The following is a 16,096-nucleotide window of genomic DNA, read 5'->3' on the forward strand; positions in this document are numbered from 1 at the left end:
CTCACCTTGGCACCCTCGAAGCCGATGGCGCTGCGCTAGAACGCAAAGGCCAAGGTGGCCGTGGCACTGCGCGGAGTACCATACCAGCCCCGTGAACCGATAGCGGTGTAGTAAGTCTTGTCAAAGACGTTATTCAGGTTGAGCGAGACGCTGGTTTGCGGAGTGAAGGCGTATTGCGCCATCAGGTCGACCACGCTGTAGGGATCTTGGGTGAAGGTCTCGTCGTTGGGTCCGGCGTCTTTGTAGTATTCGGTACCCTGCCAGCGCACACCGCCACCCACTTTCAACTGCTGCAAGGACTGCAGACGGTAGGTGGTGAACAGTTTCAGTGTGTCTCGCGGTACCTCAGTGTTCAGGCGGTTGCCATCGGAATCTTTGCTAACGGCGTAGGTATAGCTGGCCGATACCTGCCAGTCGGGCAGGATCTCGCCGGCCACTTCCATCTCGAAACCGCGCGTCTTGGTACCCGATTCGGCACGGTAGGCCTGGTTGCCGTCCGGCGCCAGGTTGCTGCCATCGGCCACTGCCAGGTTGTCCTGATGAACCTCAAATATGCTGAAAGCTGTGGTCAGACGCTTGTCCCAGAACTCGCTCTTCAAACCCAGTTCGTAGTTCACGCCTTCCAATGGATCGAGGTAGGTGCCCCCGACATCTTTGTTGCTCTGGGGTTTGAAGATGGTGGTGTAACTGGCATAGGCCGACCAGTTCTCATTGAGGTCATACACCAGCCCCAGGTATGGGGTCACGACCCCGGTTTCGCTGCGCGAGGTTCGGCTGGTTTCGCCCGACGACAGGGTGGTGGAGGTCTCGTCACGTTGCCAGTCAATCACCCGGACCCCGGTGATCAATGACAGGTCATCGGCCAGGCTCCAGCGCACCGAGGCGACCAGGCCATCCTGGGTTTCATCCAGGGCATCCTCCGACGACTTGGTGTAGATGGCGTCCGGGATCGCCAATGAACCGTCCCAGGTGTTGATGTTGTCGATGTCCTGGAACGACCACAGCGGATAGCCGTCGTTACGGTAATAGGCCCTGTAGTGACTGGCCCCGAGATAAGCCTGATGCTCGCGAGAAAACAGTTCGAAAGGGCCTGCTGCGGACAGGTCGAACGAGGTCTGCCGGGGCTCGCCCGCCCAACGGCCTGTCCAGGTATTGATGCCACTGCCATCGGGGTTGACTGTGCCGCTGGCGGCAGTGGCAAAGGCGTCGTCATAGCTGCGGCGGTTGTGCTCGGCATTGAGTTTCAACTGCCAGCCGTTGTCCAGCTGATGCTCCAGGGTGGTGAACACCGTCTTGGTGCGACGCTTGTGATAACTCCAGTCCGAGGCGGAGTTGAACGAGCGGGAAGGGCTGAAGTGGCTACCGTCTGACTTGTACATTGGGAAGCCATGGTTGCCGGCACCTTCGTTGTCCATCTCCTGGTATTCCGCACCGACCGTGAGCATCGTACTGTCAGTGATGTCCCATTCCACCACCCCGTAGAACGCTTGCTTGTCCAAGGACTGGCGGTCGACGTAGCTTTGGCTGTTGGTGTTCGATGCTACGAAGCGCCCTCGCACGTTACCGCTGTCGGACAACTTACCGGACACGTCCAGTTCCTGGCGATAGTCGTCCCAGGAGCCCGCCTTGAGTGTCAGCTTTCGCTGCGTTTCCAGCGTAGGCTTCTTGCGAATCAGGTTGACCGTCGCACCCGGATCGCCCGTGCCAGACATCAGCCCGGTGGCGCCACGTACCACTTCTACCCGGTCGTAGGACACCATGTCGGCGAGGTCGTCCCGAAACCCGTAGGTATCGGGTCTGTTGATGCCATCCACCTGAATGTTGCCTACCTCGAAGCCGCGCACGTAGATATGGTTGGCGTCACTCCCGGCAGGGCCCATGCTGTCGACGACGACGCCAGGGGTTTGTTCAAGAACCTGGGCAACACTGTTCAGGTTCTGGTCTTCGATCTGCTGGCGGGTGACCACGCTGACCGACTGTGGTGTTTCACGGGTCGAGAGTCGTAGCCCGGTCGCGGTATTGGCCGAGCCGGTGGTGTAGCTGCCAGTGCCTTCGGTGGTGGCGCCCAACCCCGTGCTGGAGACGGTTGTTTCAGCGAGCTCCATTGGTTCATTCTGGGTGATATCGAGGGTGGGGGAGCCTGTCCGGTGAGGGGCAGTGGTTTCGGCCGTGGCAGTGGCACTGGCCAGCAATGGGCCGGAGACGGTCAGCGCCAGTGCGGCTCTGCGCATACCGGTGGCGGAAGCGGTGAAACGAGCAAACATCCTTGACTCCTGTTGGCGGGAAGATACAGAACGCCAACAGAGAACGATTTACAAAGGCGAATATTTTGCAAAAAACAGCTCAATGGACAACGAAGCGCCGCGGGAGCGGCGCTCGATGTCTCACGGTCAGCAATCAGCGTCGCAACAGACGGCTGACCACCAGTGCAAGCCCCGCAGCCACTGCAAGCGCTGTCAGTGGCTTCTCTCTGACAAAACCGGACACGTTGGCCAGGGCATCACCATAGCTTTTAGTCAGTTGTCCGGACGCCTGACGGGCATCACCTTCGGCTTCCAGTGCCGGGTCTTCCAGCCACTGCCCAGCCGCGCTCTGCGCCTTGCCAGCCAGTTTCTCTGCCGCACCTTCGATCTGTTCGCGCTTCATGATTGCTCAAACCTTCCTTTGGGTTGCAATGGGCAGAGGGTTAGGGCGCAATGACGTTGAAATAGTTCAAACCGGCTGCGCGCGGCTGACCCCGGCTGCACAATGACTTCCCTGCACCTGCCCACTCACGGATAATCCTTCTCCAATTCCAATAAACACCCCGTGAGCCCCCATGACCGACCCCGTAGCCCCCCTCAGCCCGCCTGAACCCTCGGCTACGCGCCAACCGCGCAAGAACAACCCCGAGAAAACCCGCGAGGACATCCTCCAGGCCGCCATCAACGAGTTCGTCCAGCAGGGCCTGGCCGGCGCGCGCGTGGACGCCATCGCCGAGCGCACGGCCACGTCCAAGCGCATGATCTACTACTACTTCGGCAGCAAGGAGCAGCTGTACGTCGAGTGCCTGGTCAAGCTCTATGGCGACATCCGCAAGACCGAGCAGAGCCTGGACCTCGAGTCGCTGCCGGCCGAGCAGGCGATTCGCCGGCTGGCCGAGTTCACCTTCGACCACCACGACCGCAACGTCGATTTCGTGCGCATGGTTTGCACCGAGAACATCCACTACGGCGAGTACGTCAAGAAGTCGCCGGCCATTCGCGAGATGAGCAGCCTGGTGCTGCAGGCATTGGGCAGCACCCTGGCGCGCGGCGTGGAAGAGGGCGTGTTCCGCGAAGGCATCGAGGTCATCGACCTGCACATGCTGATGAGTTCATTCTGCTTTTACCGGGTGTCCAACCGCCACACCTTCGGTGACATCTTCCAGATCGACCTGGCCGACGAGCAGGTCAAGCAGCGCCACCGGCAGATGATCTGCGACGTGGTGCTCAGCTACATCCGCGCCTGAACCCGCTTATTCGCCCAGCCGTTGCTCGCGCGACGGCGGGTAGCCAAAGTAGGCGGCATAGCACTTGCTGAAGTGCGACACCGAGACAAAGCCGCAGGCCACTGCCACCTCCATCACCGACAGGTCGGAGTACTGCAACAGGCGGCGGCTCTTGGTGATGCGCAGTTCCATGTAGTAGCGCCGCGGCGAAGTGCCGAGCTGGGCCTGGAACAGGCGGTCGATCTGCCGACGCGAGCGGCCGCTGTAGGCCGCCAGCTGGTCGAGGCTCAGGGTCTCTTCGAGGTTGTTTTCCATCAGCTCGACGATGGTGCGCAGGTGCAGGCTCATGGACTTTTTCGCCCCGGGGCCGACCTGGCGGTAGCGAGCGCCGGAGAACGACAGGATTTCTTCCACGCCTTCGGCCAGGCCGTCGCCATACAGGCGGCGCACCAGGCCGAGCATCAGCTCCATGGCGCCGTTGGGGCTGGCGGCGCTGAGGCGGTCGCGGTCGAGGGTGAAGCTGGCCGGGGTGATGCGGGTTTGCGGGCTGCGCTCGGAAAGGCTGGCGCGCTGTTCGGGGTGGATGCTGCAGCCGTAGTCGTCGAGCACGCCGGCCCGGCCGAGGAACCAGGCGCCATTCCACAGCCCGCCCAGGGCCATGCCGTGGCTGGCGCAGTCGTCCAGCAGGCGGTCGAGTTCGGGGTATTTCAGCGGCGTGCGCAGGCCGCCGCAGACGATCAGCAGGTCGAGTTCCTTGAGTTCGCTGGCAGACAGTTCGCTGGCGACCAGTTCCAGGCCCAGGTCGCTGAGCACCCGGTCACCCTTGAGTGACAGCGGAGTGAAGCGGAAGCTGTCGGCGCGCAGCAGGTTGGCGGTGACCAGCACGTCCATGGCCACGGTGAAGCTGGCCATCGAGAAGTGCTCGAGCAGGATGAAGTCGACGCGGTAGGGGGCCTCGGGGCTACCGGCGCTGGCCTTGAGCCGCAGCATGTTGCTGGTGCTGGTCTTCTTGCTGAACTGACGTGGGGTGGGCACTCTGGACTCCGCTTCCTGGCTGGCCAGCAGAGTGTGGCGGGAGCGTGCGGGAAAGACAACTTCCCGTGGGCGCGTGTCGTATTGCAGGTCGTGTTGAGGCAAGTGGGCTAAGCTGGCGGCCCTTTTCCGGAGAACCTCGATGAAATACGCCGTCGCATTACTGTTCGGTCTGCTGCCGTCGCTGGCCCATGCCCTGGAGACAGGCGAGCGGTTGGCACCCTGGACACTGCTTGACCAGAACGACCAGCCTTATAGCCTGAGCGCCGATACCCACCTTCTACTGGTGGCTCGCGACATGGATGGCGCCAAGCTGGTCAAGGCCGCCCTGGCCGACACGCCCAAGGGCTATCTGGAGGCGCGTGATGCGGTGTTCGTCGCCGATATCCAGCGTATGCCGGCGCTGATCAGCAAACTGTTCGCCATCCCGGCGATGCGCAATTACAGCTATCGGGTGATGCTCGACCGCGAAGGCCGCGTGGCCAGCCGCTATCCGGGGCAGGCAGGGCAGGTGTTGTGGTTGCAATTGCAGGATGGGGTGTTGGTGAGCCAGCAGGCATTTGCCGATCCCGAGGCACTCAAGGCTGCCTTGGCCAAGGCACCTGGCCATTGAGTTTGCCTGCACTGTATTTCGCCGTCTGCCCGCCGCTGGTCCGGCTTCAGCACGCGGCGTTCGGGAAGTCGCCACGCAGGTTCTCCCGCAACCAGGCCATGAACCACAGCGCATCTTCGCCGGGCGCGGGTGTCGGGGTAAGCACCTGGTAGCTTTCAAGTGGTACCCCTTGTGCCACGCAGCGCACCAGGCTGCCTGCGGCCAGCTCGTCTGCCACCAGCACCTCGGTAGCCAAGGCGATGCCGTGCCCCGCCTTGGCCAGGTTCAGCACGATGTCGTTGCTCACATGGGAAGTGTCTGCCTTGACGCATTGCCGCACGCCCTGGGCGGCAAACCAGCTGCTCCACCAGCCGCCGCTGTCGACGTGGATCAGTTTGCACCCGGGCAGGTCGGCCACCGTCAGCGCCAAAGGCAGCGTCGCCCTGAAGGCGGGTGAGCAGACGGCAAACACCTCCGGGCGGATCAGCACTTCATGCACACCCGACAATTCCCCCGGCAAGCCATAGGCGATGGCCAGGTCCGCCTGGCGGGCGTCAACGCTGGTAAAAGTGGCGTTGGGCTCGATGGCGATCTTCAGCTCTGGCCGCAGGGCTTTCAGCGCCCCGATGCGCGGAGTCAGCCAGCGCGAGGCGAAGGCCGGCACGCACAGGATCCGCAGCCAGCGCTCGGGCACCCGGCGGCTGACCACCTGCCCGGCATGGGCCAGCATCTTCAAGGCTTCCGAGGCGCTCTGGTAGTAGTAGGCGCCTTCCTGGGTCAGGCTCACGCCCCGCGGCGAACGGTCGAGCAGGCGCACGCCCAGCCAGTCTTCAAGGATCTTCACATGTCGGCCGATGGCGGGTTGGGTGACGTGCAAGGCCTGGGCGGCAGCAACGTAGCTGCCCAGGCGAGCGGCAGCCTCAAAGGCACGCACGGCGTTCAGGGGCGGGAGCCGGTCAAGGGTCATGGGCAACCTTGCCTTGTTAGTTTTTTTAATAGTGGCTGCCAATTTATTGTGCTTTTCCGGGCCTGGCAAGTTGTCCAGACTCGCTGGGCGTACTTCCACACCTTGCGAGGAGCGGCCCATGCCGGCATTTCCAACAATAAGAACATCCCTGACTGCCTTGGCCATCGTGGCCACCCTGAATGGTGTGGCTCACGCCGAAGAGGGCAAAGGACCGTGCGGCGTGCCGGGCCTGAAAACCTGCCCGCAACCGTTCGACAAGACGCTGCCTGCAGCCAAGGACATGCTCAGCTGGGACCAGGCCACCCGGGTGATCGGTTTCCGCAATACCTACCGCCTGTATGGCGGCGATGTGTTCAGCACCCGGGGCGCCAAGCCGTACCCGCTGCCCGAAGCTGCCCACCCGCTGGCCGAGGTGCGCTACACCGTGGATGGCAAACCGCAAGGCATCGCCGACTATGAGCGCAACCAGAGCGTCACCGGCCTGCTGATCCTCAAGGACGGCAAGATCGCCTACGAGCACTATGCCCAGGGCAATACACCGCAGACCCTCTGGACCTCCCGCTCGGTGGCCAAGTCGGTAGTCAGCGTGCTGGTCGGCGTGGCGATCAAGCAGGGCAAGATCCATTCGGTGGACGACAAGATCACCCGCTACATTCCCGAGCTGGAAGGCACCGCCTGGCAGGACGTGACCCTGCATCAGTTGCTGCAGCACACTTCGGGCGTGGTCTGGGACGAAAACTACGCCTCGAAGGATTCGGACTTCTCCCACATGACGCAGTGCGAAGCAACACCAGACCCGTACACCTGCGTGTTCAACCTGGTGAAGTCGGTGAAGCGCAAGCCTGGGGTGAAACCCGGCGAAGTCTGGTCATACAACACCGGCGGTGCCTGGCTGGTCGGTCGGGTGCTGGAAAATGCCACCGGCCAGACCCTGGCGAAGAACCTCGAAACGCAGATCTGGAGCCGCTACGGCATGCAGCAGGACGGCGTCTGGCATGCGCTGGTGCCGGGCAAGGTCGACATGGGCGGGCACGGTTTCAACGCCACGCTGCGGGATTGGGGCCGCTTCGGCCAGTTCGTGATGAGTGGCGGGCAGCTGCCAGGTGGCGAAAAGCTGTTGCCGGATGACTGGATCGCCCGCTCCACCCACTGGACACAGGCCAAGGGCTCGGTCACGGAGGCAGCGCCGAACGGGCAGTACGGCTACCAGTGGTGGTACAACGCACCGGCACCGGCAGCGGATGCTAAGCTTGAACCGAAGAAGACGGCGACCAGCGACCAGACGTTCTGGGCGTTGGGTATCTACGGTCAGACCATCGCAATCAACCCGGCGCAGAAACTGGTGATGGTGCAGTGGTCGACCTGGAAGAACGCTGAAACGCCAAGCTCCCTGTACGACGAGCAAGCCGTCTTCGTGAACGCGGTGTCGCAGGCGCTGGGCGGTAAGTAGCGGCAAGCAACCAATTGAAATGAACCCTCACGGCCGGCAACAACCCAAACCAGTACATGCCAACGGGAGAATGCTCATGGAAATCGGAACGATCTGGATCATTGTCGCGGCCTTGATCATCCTGCTGGAGATCTTCGCCATCTGGCACATCATCGGCAGCGAACGGCGCGCAGAGCGCAAGATGCTGTGGATCGTGTTCGTGGTCTATGCACCGTTCCCGGGGCTGCTGTTCTGGGCCTGGCGGGGACCGCGGGCGGTGAAGGGCAGGGCGGTGCTGCAGGAGAAATGACCGGGGACGTATCAGGCACATTGCGCCTGATACGTCGCAACGCCATCAGGCTAGGCTGAAGCCGATGGCTTCGCCCAGTCCATCGACCATCAGGCTGCCACGGAACTTGATACGCGACAGCACTTTCAAGTCGCGCAGCTCATCTTTGATACGCTCGCTGACGAGCTCTTGAGCCTGGCTGATTCTACCGGGCAAGGTACTTCGTTGAGTTCCACCTCGCCCAGCAGGGTGGTTTCGATGTGTTTGATGGTTTCCCATTCAACGTTTCTCAAGCGCCGGCGTGCATCTCTTGCGGCGTCGTCATCAAGATCGCCGCGTGGGCTTATGGTATAGGCGAGCTGAAATGAATACAGGGCCATAGTGACTCCTCGTGTAGGTGCCTGATACTGCTCAGGCTATTGCTGGCCTCCTTGCCGGGAACTTGAATCTAACGAACTGCGCGGCTTAGGCCTACATACGCGGTGTTGGGCTTCTGTACTTCAATCAAGAAATTTCCTACAAGCGCTTGACCTCTACCTAACTCGAGCCAACAGACTCGGACGCTCATTCACACGAAGGAGCGTTCCATGACCCGCGCATTCCAGCTGTCCAATTCACAAGGCCTGTACGACCCCAGCGCCAACGCCTATTCCCATGTTGCCGAGGTGACCGCCGGTAGCCGTCTGCTGTTTATCGCCGGGCAGGGTGGGGAGGATGCCGACGGGCAGCTTTCGTCTGAATTTGCAGGGCAGGCCCGCCAGGCGTTGGCCAATCTGCAGACTGCGCTGGCTTCGAAGGGGGCCGAGTTGGCACAGGTGTTCAAGCTGACGTTGCTGATTGTCGATCACAGTGAAGATCGCCTGGCGCAGTGGGTGGCTGAGGCGGATCGGGCCTGGGGAGGGCACATGAAGCCGACCTGTACGCTGATACCGGTGCCGCGCCTGGCGCTGGATGCAATGCTGGTGGAGATCGAGGCTGTGGCGGCTATTGCATAAGCCTGCCCCGCGAAAGGGCCAGTACAAGCACTACAAAAGCCTTAGAATGACCTTTTCCCCGAGCCATCCCAGCCATGCTGCCCATCCAACTGCTGCCCACCACCCCCGACCAGGCCGACCTGATCCGTAACCTCTATCAGTTCTATGCCTACGAGTCCTCCGACTGGGAGCAGGAAGATGTCGAGGTGGACGGCCGTTTCTACATCCACGAAGAGCACCTGCAGCGCTACTGGCAGTCCCCAGGCTGGAGCGCCAGCCTGGTGCTGGTGGACGGTTTCATCGCTGGCTTCGTGCTGGTCGAACGCAGTGAGTTACCCGGCATCGAGGCGCTGGAACTGGCCGACCTGTTCATCCTCAAGCGTTATCGGCGCCAGGGCATCGGCCGTGCCGTGGCCAATGAATGCCTCGCCAGCCCAGGTGACTGGCTGCTGCGCTGCTACGCTCTGGACCCGGTCGCAGTGGCGTTCTGCAAGGCGGTGGTGGCCGACCTGCATCGGCCAGTGCAACAGATCTTCCCAAACGATGATCCGGACCTGCTCACCTACCAGGTGACCGCCACCCGCCACTGAGCGCCTGTCGATGCAGCAAAATTTTGTGACCTACTTCACAAAATCCGCTCGCAAGGCATAATGCCAGCACTGCTTTACAAGACCCGGCCGCTCTGGCCCGGGGTTCCTTTCGTGCGCGTCGAAGGTTCAGGTAAATTTCATGTCGCTAGTCGCAAGCCCCGACATCATGTACCGGCTGTTGATCCAGAGCGTGGTGGACTATGCCATCTACCTGCTCACCCCCGACGGTATTGTCGCCAACTGGAACCCCGGCGCCCAGCGGGCCAAGGGCTACCGCGCCGAGGAAATCGTCGGCCAGCATTACTCGTTGTTCTACAGCGAAGACGAACGCGCGGCCGGCCTGCCCGAACAGAATCTGGAGCAGGCGCGCAGCACCGGTCGTTTCGAAGAGATCGGCTCGCGCCTGCGCAAGGACGGCTCGGCTTTTGATGCCCATGTGGTGATCGATGCGGTTCGCGATGACAACGGCCAGCTGGTCGGCTTCGCCAAGGTGACCCGCGACATTTCCGAGCGCCGTCAGCAGGAGCTTGAGCTGTTGCAGGCCAAGGAACTGGCCGAGCAGTACAGCCAGGAAATGGCCAACCTGTCGCAGTTCCTCGACTCGGTGATCGCCAACATCCCCGCCAGCGTCATCGTCCAGGACCTGGAAAGCCAGCGCATCCTGCTCGCCAACCAGCAGGCCGAGCGTTTGTTCGGTGGCGGCGGCAAGCCGATGATCGGCCATACGCCTGGAGAGTGCCTGGCACCGGCCGCCGCTGATTACCTGGAAACCCAGCTCAGCCGAGGCGCGCGCAGCAGCAAGGGTTTTGCCGCCGAAACCCGGGTCGACACCGCCTGTGGCCCGCGCACCTTGCGTAGCCGCGCGCTGCTCAGCCAGAACTGCGAGGGCCAGGCCGATTACGTGCTGTTCGTGGCCGAAGACGCCACCGAAGAGCTTGCCGCCCACGCGCAGATCCACCACATGGCGCACCACGACGCGCTCACCGGGCTGCCCAACCGCACCTTGTTCCACGAGCGCCTCAAGCAGGCCCTGGTGCGCGGTCACGAGAACGAAAAACTCACCGCCGCACTGTGCCTGGACCTGGATAACTTCAAGAACATCAACGATTCCCTCGGCCATGCCTTCGGCGACAAGCTGCTGCGTGCGCTCGGCAAGCGCCTGCGCCGTGAGCTGCGCGAGCACGACACCCTGGCCCGGCTGGGTGGCGACGAATTCGCCGTGGTGCTGACCCACCTGGACAGCCGTGAAGCCGCCTGCAACACCGCCAGGCGCCTGATCGAGGCCATTTGCCCGCCGTTCCAGATCGAAGGCCACCAGTTTTCGGTGGGCGTCAGCATCGGTATCGCCATCGCCCCTGACGACAACGACCAGGCCGAGCAGCTGCTCGGTTACGCCGACATGGCCCTGTACGAGGCCAAGCGCAATGGCCGCAACCGTTACGAGTGCTTCCACCTCGAACTGGATGTCGCCGCCCGCCAGCGCCGCCTGGTGGAAACCGACCTGCGCACCGCCTTGCACCTGGGGCAGTTGCAGCTGCACTACCAACCCGTGGTGGATCAGCAGACCAGCAGCGTGACCGGCTACGAAGCGCTGTTGCGCTGGGAGCACCCGACCCGGGGCATGGTCATGCCCATGGACTTCATCCCGATTGCCGAGGAAACCGGGCTGATCCACGAGCTCGGCACCCGTGCGCTGAACCTGGCGTGCCAGGAGGCAGCCAGCTGGGGGACCGAGCAGACCGTGTCGGTGAACCTGTCGCCGGTGCAGTTCAAGAACGCCAACCTGGTCCACACCGTGACCCTGGCCCTGGCCGACTCGGGGCTGGCACCGCAGCGCCTGGAGCTGGAGATCACCGAGTCGGTGCTGCTCGGCAACAGCGAAGAGAACGTGCGCACCCTGCGGGCGCTGAAGGACCTGGGCGTATCGATCTCGCTGGATGACTTTGGTACGGGCTATTCGTCGCTGGGCTACCTGCGTTCGTTCCCGTTCGACCGAATCAAGATCGACAAGTCGTTCGTGCATGACATGTGCGACAGCCGCGAGGCGATGTCGATCATCCGCGCGATTACCGAGCTGTCCAACAGCCTGATGATCAAGACCACGGCCGAAGGGGTGGAGTCGGAGGAGCAGATGCAGCGGCTGCGGGCGGAAGGGTGCTCGCACTTCCAGGGCTATCTTTATGGGCGGCCGGCGCCGGCCAGCGAGCGCCTGAAGCAGGTCTGCGTGTAACCGTTCGAGGGCCCTGGGGCCGCAAAGCGGCCCCCTGGTTTCTCAGCTGTTCCAGTCAGGCGCGAAGTCCGGGCTGACCACCCGCTGATCCTTCGGCAGCCCGGCTATCAATGCCCGGTCGGCATCATCCAGTTGCACCTCCAGCGCCGCCAGGTTGGCCAGCTGGTTCTCCCGGCTGCTGGCCTTGGGAATCACCGCCACCCCATCCTGGTCCAGCAACCACTTCAACGCCACCTGGCTCGGCAGCACACCATGCTTGCGCGCAATCTCGCGAATCACCGCCTGCTCCGCCGCACGGCCCCGGGCCAACGGGGTATAGGCGGTCAGCAGCAGGTCATGCTGGCGGGCGTAGTCGAGCAGCGGTTGCTGGCTGAGCAACACGTGGTACTCGACCTGGATCGCCGACAGCGGCGCGCCCAGCTCCTCGATCACCCGGCGCAGCAGGCCAAGCGGAAAGTTGGCCACGCCAATGCTGCGCGCCTTGCCTTCATCACGCAGGGCTACCAGGGTTTCGATGCTGCGGGCCAGGTCCCAATCCTTGCCGGGCCAGTGGATGTGGAACAGATCGACCTGTTCGGTGCCCAGCGCGCGCAGGCTGTCTTCCAGCGACTGGCGCATGGCCTTGGGCGCCAGGCGGTCCCACCAGACCTTGGTGGTCAGATGGATCTGCTCGCGGGGCACACTGCTGTCGCGCAGGGCCTGGCCGACGGCAGCCTCGTTGTCGTAGGCAGTGGCCGTGTCGATGTGCCGGTAACCCAGTTCCAGCGCCTGGTGCACGGCACGGGTGCAGGCATCGCCGGTCATCGGCCAGGTGCCCAGGCCGATGCAGGGCAGGTCGAGGCCGTTGCGGGTGGTGAGCCGTTGCATGAAAACTCCTTGTTCGAGGTCGAGGGTCCGCCATCGATGGTGCGCGCTTTGCCGGGCACGGACCATGCAGCCGGGGCGCAAAGTGGTCGATCAGCGAACGGAATGGCAAACGTGCCATGCAAAGCCTGGAAATGAACTTCCTCAAGTTGTCGTATCTCTTCTAGAATTCGTGCTGTCGCACCTTCCCCTGGCGCAGCATGCAGCCGCGCCGCCGTCGAGAACGCCATGAGTTCCAGCACACCGCTGTCCGGAGTCAACCAACCCCTGCGCGGCATCGCCCTGGTGGTGGTGGCGACGTTCCTGTTTGCCAGTCACGATGCCTTGTCCAAGTTCCTCGGTGGGCTGTACCCGATCGTCATGGTGGTGTGGGCCCGCTACGTGGTGCACACGCTGCTGATGGCCGGGATCTTCCTGCCCAAGTCGGGCCTCAATGTGCTGCGCACCCGCCGCCCGGTGCTGCAGACCTTGCGGGCGCTGAGCCTGCTGAGTACCAGCCTGCTGTTCACCACCGGCCTGCAGTACCTGCCGCTTGCCGAGGCGACCTCGGTCAACTTCCTTGCCCCGGTGCTGGTCACCGCGCTGTCGGCGCCCTTGCTCAAGGAGCGGGTGACGCCTGGTCAGTGGGTGGCGGTGGTGCTGGGCTTCATCGGTGTGCTGGTGGTGGTGCACCCCGGTGGCGCGATGTTCACCCCGGCGATCCTTTATCCGTTCGGTTCGGCACTGGGCTTCTGCTTCTATCAGCTGCTCACGCGCATCCTGGCAGCCTACGACAGCCCGACCACCAGCAACTTCTACGCCGGGCTGTGCAACACCCTGGTGATGAGTGCCTTGGTGCCGTTCTTCTGGGAAGTGCCGCGCTGGGAACATGCGTTGTTGATGCTGGCCCTGGGCGGTTTCGGCATGAGCGCGCACCTGCTGCTGACCCAGGCCTTCCGCCATGCCGCACCGGCGCTGCTGGCGCCGTTCAGCTACTGCCAGATCGTGTTTGCCGGGTTGCTGGGGCTGCTTATCTACGGCCAGGTGCCCGACAGTGCGAGCCTGCTGGGTATCGCCATCATCTGCATGAGCGGCCTGGGCGCTGCGTGGATGCAGCGCAAGAAGTAAAAGGGCTTGAGATGGCCGGGGCTGCTGCGCAGCCCATTCGCGGCGCAAGGCCGCTCCTACAGGAGGATGCAGTTCCATGTGGGAGCCGCGCTTGCCGGCGATGGGCCGCGAAGCGGCCCCATGGCCCTGTCAGGCTAACTGATAGGTGGTCTTCACCCGGGTAAAGAACTGCCGCGCATGGGTGCCTTGCTCCCGCGACCCCAGGCTCGAAGCCCCATTGCCACCAAACGGCACGTGGTAATCCACCCCCGCCGTCGGCAGGTTGACCATCACCATGCCCGCCGAACTATTTCGCTTGAAGTGCTCGGCATGGCGCAGCGAGGTGGTGACGATCCCCGCCGACAATCCGAATGCCGTGTCCTCGGCAGCGGCAAAGGCTTCGTCGTAGTCACTCACCTTGAGCACGCTCAGCACCGGCCCGAAGATCTCTTCGCGGTAGATGCGCATGTCCGGCGTCACCTCGGTGAACAGCGCCGGGGTGAACAGATACGCCCCTGCAGCGTTCTCCACCGTCTCGCCACCGCACACCAGTTTTGCCCCTTGCTCACGGCCGCTGGCTACGTATGCCAGGTTCTGCTCCAACTGCCGGCCATCGACCACCGGGCCGATATCGGTACTGGCCTGCAGCGCGTCACCTACCGTCAGCGCACGGGTACGCTCGGCCAGGCGGGCGACGAAGGCATCGTGGATGCCCGCGGTAACGATCACCCGCGAACTCGCCGTGCAACGCTGCCCGGTGCTGAAGAACGAACCGTTCAGCGCCACGTCCACAGCCTGTTCCAGGTCGGCATCGTCGAGCACGATCAGCGGGTTCTTGCCGCCCATTTCCAGCTGCACTTTCTTCATGCCTTCCGCCGCCAGCCGGGCGATCTGCCGGCCAGTGTTTTCCGAACCGGTAAAGCTGATGCCATCGATCAGCGGCGAGCGGATGATCGTGTCGCCGACGCTGCGCCCCGGCCCGATCAGCATGTTGAACACACCCGCCGGCAGGCCGGCGCGGGCGATGATCTCGGCCAGCGCCCAGGCCGAAGAGGGCACCAGTTCGGCGGGCTTGAACACCACGCAGTTGCCGAAGCACAGCGCCGGGGCGATTTTCCAGGCCGGGATGGCTATCGGGAAGTTCCACGGCGCAATGATGCCGACCACACCCAGCGGCTGGGTGAATACGTCGATGCCCACGTCCTGGCGCACCGACTGGTATTTCTCACCCTCGGCGCGCAGCGCCTCCTGGGCGTAGAACTTGAACGAGCGCCCGGCGCGGTCCACTTCACCCAATGCCTCGCGCACGATCTTGCCTTCCTCGCGGGCGAGCAGGGTGGCGAGCTCCTGTCGGCGGGCGAGGATCTCGCTGCCGATGAAGTCCAGCGCATCAGCGCGCTGCTGCGGGTTGCTGCGTGCCCAGCCGGGCGCGGCGCGGCGAGCGGCGGCGAGGGCTTGTTCGGTCAACGCCTGGTCGGCGCGCACGAAGCGCTCGATCACTTCAGCGGGGTTGGACGGGTTGCGGTTTTCCAGCACGTCGCTGCCGCTGTCCAGCGCGACGAAGGCGCCGTCGACGTAACTGCTCTTGGTTACCAGGGTCATGCGCTACGGATCCTTTTGGCGGAATTATGGCGGGCGACGAACTCGCTGATGTTGTCCACGGCGCTGTCCATCAGTTGCTGCATGGCGTCCTCGCTGCTCCAGGCGATGTGCGGGTTCAGCAGGAAGTCGTCGCGGTCGATCAGCTGGAACAGCGGGTTGCTCGGGTGCAGCGGCTCGACTTCCACCACGTCCAGCGCCACGCCACCCAGGCGTCCGTTGCGCAAGGCATCAATCAACGCGGCCTCGTTGACCACGCCACCACGGCCAGTGTTGACCACGATGGCATCCGGCTTCATCAGCGCCAGGCGGTCGGCGTCGATCAGGTTGTGGGTTTCCGGCGTCAACGGGCAGTTGATCGACAGCACGTCGCAGCTGCGCAGCAGTTCGGCCAACGGTCGGCAGTCGGCACCACGGCGCTTGCCACCACGGTCCTCGAACAGCACCTGCATGCCGAAGGCCCGCGCCAGCTCGGCCAGGCGCACGGCAATCGGGCCGCTGCCGATGATCGCCAGCTGCTTGCCGCGCACATCGCGGATGCGGTGGTCGAAGTAGATGTTCTTGTACTCGGCCTCGCCGGCATGCACCTGGCGCATCAGCCGGGTGAATGCGGCCGGGCGGCGGAACAGTTCGAGGATCATCGCCAGGGTGTGTTCGGCCACGGTGTTGGCGGCGTAGCCCGGCACGCTGGCCACTTCGATGCCATGGGCATTGCAGTAGTCGACATCGACGATGTCGCGGCCGGTCAGGGCCAGCGAGATCATTTTCAACCTGGGCAGCTGGCGCAGGTGCTCTTCACGCAGTGGCACGCTGCAGGTGAAGGCGATGGTGGCATCCTTCAGGTGTTCCAGCATCTGCTCCGGGTGGGTGTAGGCAAACTGCTGCCAGGTGTGTTCGCAGTCCGGGCGCTTGAGCCGGGTGGAGGGCGCCAGGCCCTCGTCGTCGAGCAGTACGATATGTTCGCTCATGCTGTGT

The 16,096-nt window shown here is 63.4% G+C and carries 15 protein-coding genes and 1 pseudogene; 8 read left to right on the top strand and 8 right to left on the bottom strand.

All coding sequences use genetic code 11. The annotated features are described in order from the left end of the window. Positions 1-35 precede the first annotated feature (35 nt). Positions 36-2,117 (bottom strand): annotated as a pseudogene (locus tag C2H86_RS22690) (TonB-dependent siderophore receptor); the annotation flags it as partial. A gap of 280 nt (positions 2,118-2,397) precedes the next feature. Beyond that, positions 2,398-2,646 (bottom strand): CsbD family protein, encoded by a 249-nt coding sequence (locus C2H86_RS22695; protein WP_159409923.1) that lies wholly within the window; start codon positions 2,644-2,646, stop codon positions 2,398-2,400. A 172-nt stretch (positions 2,647-2,818) separates the two neighbouring features. Here C2H86_RS22695 and C2H86_RS22700 point away from each other — a divergent pair, with 172 nt between their 5' ends. Then, positions 2,819-3,490 carry a TetR/AcrR family transcriptional regulator gene (locus tag C2H86_RS22700; protein ID WP_159409924.1) on the top strand — a complete coding sequence of 224 codons (672 nt, stop codon included), beginning with the start codon at positions 2,819-2,821 and terminating at the stop codon, positions 3,488-3,490. Between the two features lie 6 nt (positions 3,491-3,496). On the opposite strand, the gene C2H86_RS22705 is transcribed toward C2H86_RS22700, so the two are convergent. Next, positions 3,497-4,504 (bottom strand): GlxA family transcriptional regulator, encoded by a 1,008-nt coding sequence (locus C2H86_RS22705; RefSeq protein WP_103447900.1) that lies wholly within the window; start codon positions 4,502-4,504, stop codon positions 3,497-3,499. A gap of 139 nt (positions 4,505-4,643) precedes the next feature. On the opposite strand from C2H86_RS22705, the gene C2H86_RS22710 reads away from it, so the two are divergent. Continuing rightward, entirely contained in the window at positions 4,644-5,114 is a 471-nt protein-coding gene (locus tag C2H86_RS22710) for an FAD/FMN-containing dehydrogenase (protein WP_159409925.1), read from the top strand. 46 nt (positions 5,115-5,160) lie between these two features. Here C2H86_RS22710 and C2H86_RS22715 read toward each other — a convergent pair whose 3' ends face one another. Next, the gene (locus tag C2H86_RS22715) at positions 5,161-6,060 is read right to left on the bottom strand and encodes a LysR substrate-binding domain-containing protein (protein WP_159409926.1); all 900 of its coding nucleotides are present in this window, start codon (positions 6,058-6,060) and stop codon (positions 5,161-5,163) included. A gap of 118 nt (positions 6,061-6,178) precedes the next feature. Here C2H86_RS22715 and C2H86_RS22720 point away from each other — a divergent pair, with 118 nt between their 5' ends. Next, positions 6,179-7,510: a serine hydrolase domain-containing protein gene (locus tag C2H86_RS22720; RefSeq protein WP_159409927.1), complete on the top strand. Its 1,332-nt coding sequence runs from the start codon at positions 6,179-6,181 to the stop codon at positions 7,508-7,510. 76 nt (positions 7,511-7,586) lie between these two features. After that, positions 7,587-7,799, top strand: coding sequence for a PLDc N-terminal domain-containing protein (locus C2H86_RS22725; RefSeq protein WP_159409928.1), 213 nt, complete (start codon positions 7,587-7,589; stop codon positions 7,797-7,799). A gap of 45 nt (positions 7,800-7,844) precedes the next feature. Here C2H86_RS22725 and C2H86_RS28420 read toward each other — a convergent pair whose 3' ends face one another. Further along, positions 7,845-7,994, bottom strand: a complete 150-nt coding sequence (locus C2H86_RS28420) for a hypothetical protein (protein WP_240349630.1) — start codon at positions 7,992-7,994, stop codon at positions 7,845-7,847. 371 nt (positions 7,995-8,365) lie between these two features. On the opposite strand from C2H86_RS28420, the gene C2H86_RS22735 reads away from it, so the two are divergent. The 3 genes from C2H86_RS22735 (at position 8,366) to C2H86_RS22745 (ending at position 11,572) form a co-directional block, all read left to right on the top strand. After that, positions 8,366-8,773, top strand: a complete 408-nt coding sequence (locus C2H86_RS22735) for a RidA family protein (protein ID WP_159409929.1) — start codon at positions 8,366-8,368, stop codon at positions 8,771-8,773. 74 nt (positions 8,774-8,847) lie between these two features. Continuing rightward, positions 8,848-9,342 (top strand): GNAT family N-acetyltransferase, encoded by a 495-nt coding sequence (locus C2H86_RS22740; protein WP_159409930.1) that lies wholly within the window; start codon positions 8,848-8,850, stop codon positions 9,340-9,342. Positions 9,343-9,481: 139 nt separating this feature from the next. Continuing rightward, a complete protein-coding gene (locus tag C2H86_RS22745; RefSeq protein ID WP_159409931.1) occupies positions 9,482-11,572 on the top strand; it encodes a sensor domain-containing protein in 2,091 nt (696 codons plus the stop codon). Between the two features lie 42 nt (positions 11,573-11,614). Here the strand turns inward: C2H86_RS22745 and C2H86_RS22750 are convergent, their stop codons facing one another. After that, positions 11,615-12,439, bottom strand: coding sequence for an aldo/keto reductase (locus C2H86_RS22750; RefSeq protein ID WP_159409932.1), 825 nt, complete (start codon positions 12,437-12,439; stop codon positions 11,615-11,617). A 225-nt stretch (positions 12,440-12,664) separates the two neighbouring features. On the opposite strand from C2H86_RS22750, the gene C2H86_RS22755 reads away from it, so the two are divergent. Next, on the top strand, positions 12,665-13,543 hold the full coding sequence (locus tag C2H86_RS22755) for a DMT family transporter (RefSeq protein WP_159409933.1): 879 nt from the start codon (positions 12,665-12,667) through the stop codon (positions 13,541-13,543). A 129-nt stretch (positions 13,544-13,672) separates the two neighbouring features. Here the strand turns inward: C2H86_RS22755 and C2H86_RS22760 are convergent, their stop codons facing one another. Together C2H86_RS22760 and C2H86_RS22765 are read right to left on the bottom strand one after the other, a co-directional pair. Next, complete coding sequence (locus C2H86_RS22760; RefSeq protein ID WP_159409934.1) at positions 13,673-15,124, bottom strand: aldehyde dehydrogenase family protein; 1,452 nt, start codon at positions 15,122-15,124, stop codon at positions 13,673-13,675. Beyond that, the gene (locus tag C2H86_RS22765) at positions 15,121-16,089 is read right to left on the bottom strand and encodes an NAD(P)-dependent oxidoreductase (protein ID WP_159409935.1); all 969 of its coding nucleotides are present in this window, start codon (positions 16,087-16,089) and stop codon (positions 15,121-15,123) included. Before C2H86_RS22765 ends, C2H86_RS22760 begins: the two co-directional genes overlap by 4 nt. Between the last annotated feature and the right edge of the window lie 7 nt (positions 16,090-16,096).

Origin of the sequence: Pseudomonas putida, from assembly GCF_009883635.2 — a bacterium.
In the GTDB taxonomy this organism is placed as follows: Bacteria; Pseudomonadota; Gammaproteobacteria; order Pseudomonadales; family Pseudomonadaceae; genus Aquipseudomonas; species Aquipseudomonas putida_W.

Bases quoted from the DNA above. Each gene is read 5' to 3' on its own strand.
- C2H86_RS22695 (WP_159409923.1), bottom strand. From the start codon at position 2,646: ATGAAGCGCGAACAGATCGAAGGTGCGGCAGAGAAACTGGCTGGCAAG.
- C2H86_RS22700 (WP_159409924.1), top strand. From the start codon at position 2,819: ATGACCGACCCCGTAGCCCCCCTCAGCCCGCCTGAACCCTCGGCTACG.
- C2H86_RS22710 (WP_159409925.1), top strand. From the start codon at position 4,644: ATGAAATACGCCGTCGCATTACTGTTCGGTCTGCTGCCGTCGCTGGCC.
- C2H86_RS22715 (WP_159409926.1), bottom strand. From the start codon at position 6,060: ATGACCCTTGACCGGCTCCCGCCCCTGAACGCCGTGCGTGCCTTTGAG.
- C2H86_RS22720 (WP_159409927.1), top strand. From the start codon at position 6,179: ATGCCGGCATTTCCAACAATAAGAACATCCCTGACTGCCTTGGCCATC.
- C2H86_RS22725 (WP_159409928.1), top strand. From the start codon at position 7,587: ATGGAAATCGGAACGATCTGGATCATTGTCGCGGCCTTGATCATCCTG.
- C2H86_RS22735 (WP_159409929.1), top strand. From the start codon at position 8,366: ATGACCCGCGCATTCCAGCTGTCCAATTCACAAGGCCTGTACGACCCC.
- C2H86_RS22740 (WP_159409930.1), top strand. From the start codon at position 8,848: ATGCTGCCCATCCAACTGCTGCCCACCACCCCCGACCAGGCCGACCTG.
- C2H86_RS22745 (WP_159409931.1), top strand. From the start codon at position 9,482: ATGTCGCTAGTCGCAAGCCCCGACATCATGTACCGGCTGTTGATCCAG.
- C2H86_RS22750 (WP_159409932.1), bottom strand. From the start codon at position 12,439: ATGCAACGGCTCACCACCCGCAACGGCCTCGACCTGCCCTGCATCGGC.
- C2H86_RS22755 (WP_159409933.1), top strand. From the start codon at position 12,665: ATGAGTTCCAGCACACCGCTGTCCGGAGTCAACCAACCCCTGCGCGGC.
- C2H86_RS22760 (WP_159409934.1), bottom strand. From the start codon at position 15,124: ATGACCCTGGTAACCAAGAGCAGTTACGTCGACGGCGCCTTCGTCGCG.
- C2H86_RS22765 (WP_159409935.1), bottom strand. From the start codon at position 16,089: ATGAGCGAACATATCGTACTGCTCGACGACGAGGGCCTGGCGCCCTCC.